Below are 1549 nucleotides of genomic sequence, written 5' to 3' on the forward strand. Positions count from 1 at the left end.
CACCTCCCGGCCGAAGGCTGGCGGGAGGTGCCCCCAGCGCCCCTGCTTGTGCCTCCCGTCAGTCCGTAGGCGTAGGGTGAGTACGAAACCGTTTCGTTCCTTGCCGTTCGCCGGGAGGTCGCCATGGCGCCGGATGCCGAGCCGAAGGCGCGCCGCAGCCGCCTGACCGAGGAGCGCGAGCGCGAGCTGTACGAGGCCGTGATCGAGCTGCTCCGCGAGGCGGGGTACGACGCGCTGACCATGGACGCGATCGCCGCCCGGACCCACTCCAGCAAGGCCACCCTCTACCGGCAGTGGAACGGCAAGCCGGAGCTGGTCGCGGCAGCCCTCCGCAGCTGCCGCCCCATCACCGCCGCCGACGTCGACACCGGCACCCTCCGCGGGGACCTCCGCGAACTGCTCCGCCTGCGCTGCGCGACCTCCCTCCGGGACGCCTCGCTGATGCGTGCCCTCGGCCAGGCGATGCACAAGGACCCGGACCTGCTCCGCGCCTTCCGCACGCTCGTCGTCGAGCCGGAGACGGCGGCCCTCGCCGCGATGCTCGACCGCGGGGTCCGCCGGGGCGAGCTGGCCGCGGACTGCCCGGCGGCGCCGTTCGTCCCGCACATGGTGCTGGGCGCCCTGGCCGCCCGTCCGCTGCTGGAGGGCGCCGAGGCGGACGCGGAGTACCTCGCCCGCTACGTCGACGCGGTGGTCCTCCCCGCCCTCGGCCTCTGACTCCCACCCCCTCCCAGGACGGACATGCCACCCGCCGACCCGCAGCCCACCGCCCCGTCCGCCCCGTCCGAGCAGCCCGCGTGCCCGGAGCGGCCCTCCCGCCCGCACCCCGTCCGCGAGCTGCTCCTCATCGCCGTCCTGTACACCGTCTACCGGCTGGGCCGGATCGCCGCCGAGGGCCACGTCCCGCAGGCGTTCCGCAACGCCACCGACGTGTGGAACCTGGAACGCACCCTGCACCTCCCCGGCGAGGCGGACGTCCAGGACCTGCTGCTCCACAGCGGCCTGCTGGTGCACACCGCGAACGCCTTCTACGCGACGGTGCACTTCCCGGCGACCGTGCTCTTCCTGCTCTGGACGTACTGGCGCCGCCCCGGGCACTACGTGTGGATACGGCGGGTGCTGACCGTCCTCACCGGCGCCGGTCTGGCGCTGCACCTGCTGCTGCCGCTGGCCCCGCCGAGGATGCTGGAGGTGACCGGGCTGGTCGACACGGCCCGGGTGTACGGCCCGGCGGTGTACGGCGACCCGGCCACCGACAGCCTGTCCAACCAGTTCGCGGCGATGCCGTCGCTGCACGTCGGCTGGGCGCTGACGGTCGCGGTCGGCCTGATCGCGGCGACCCGCTCCCGCTGGCGCTGGCTCTGGCTGCTGCATCCCGCGGTGACCTACCTGGTCGTGGTGGGCACGGCCAACCACTACTGGCTGGACGGCGTCGTGGCGATCGCGCTGACCGGCGCCGCCCTGCTGCTGCTCCGCCCGCCCGTCTCCGCCGGACCCCCGCCGCCGCTGCGGCTGCCCGGACAGCGCCGCCCGGCCGCCCCGGCCCGCC

At 75.0% G+C, this 1549-nt stretch carries 2 protein-coding genes; both read left to right on the forward strand.

What is annotated here, in order from left to right; translation table 11 throughout:
* Window positions 1-123: 123 nt before the first annotated feature.
* Window positions 124-717, forward strand: coding sequence for a TetR/AcrR family transcriptional regulator (locus ABZ641_RS36800; protein ID WP_344626542.1), 594 nt, complete (start codon window positions 124-126; stop codon window positions 715-717).
* Between the two features lie 24 nt (window positions 718-741).
* On the forward strand, window positions 742-1549 hold an 808-nt coding region (locus ABZ641_RS36805; protein WP_359988907.1), incomplete at its 3' end, for a phosphatase PAP2 family protein.

Origin of the sequence: Kitasatospora sp. NPDC007106 (assembly GCF_040634455.1) — a bacterium.
In the GTDB taxonomy this organism is placed as follows: Bacteria; Actinomycetota; Actinomycetes; order Streptomycetales; family Streptomycetaceae; genus Kitasatospora; species Kitasatospora arboriphila.